Source organism: Sinorhizobium sp. 22678, assembly GCF_052044265.1.
Taxonomy (GTDB): domain Bacteria; phylum Pseudomonadota; class Alphaproteobacteria; order Rhizobiales; family Rhizobiaceae; genus Sinorhizobium; species Sinorhizobium meliloti_A.
In genome coordinates, this window is record NZ_JBQEMS010000061.1 from 1 (window position 1) to 331 (window position 331).

Sequence of the window (331 nt, forward strand, 5' to 3'; positions counted from 1 at the left end):
ATAGGTTCCGCCCTCTGCGACCGCCGCTCTCAGATCGCCGCTGCGTATGGGAGCGTCGTTGACGGGGTTGACGGTGAAATTGAATGTCGCAGGGGTTGGCGCGGAGTTGTCCTCGTTGCCGTCTTCGACGACGACCCGGAAGGAGGCGGCGGTGGTCTCCGAGCCATTGTGGCGGAAGGAGACGAGGCCGGCTGCGAGTTGCGCCGCCGTAAAGCTCGCGGCCACTGACCCGTTGACGAGGACAGAGCCATTGACGGCGTTCGAGACGTTGAAGCTAACACCCGCTGCGGTGTCGTCCGGATCGGAATAGCCGAGATCGGCCGTCGTGAGC

At 64.4% G+C, this 331-nt stretch carries 1 protein-coding gene; it reads right to left on the reverse strand.

The window, feature by feature from the left end; all coding sequences use genetic code 11:
- Positions 1–331: cadherin-like domain-containing protein (locus ACTJKL_RS31980; RefSeq protein WP_440854759.1), on the reverse strand; the 331-nt coding region annotated here is incomplete at both ends.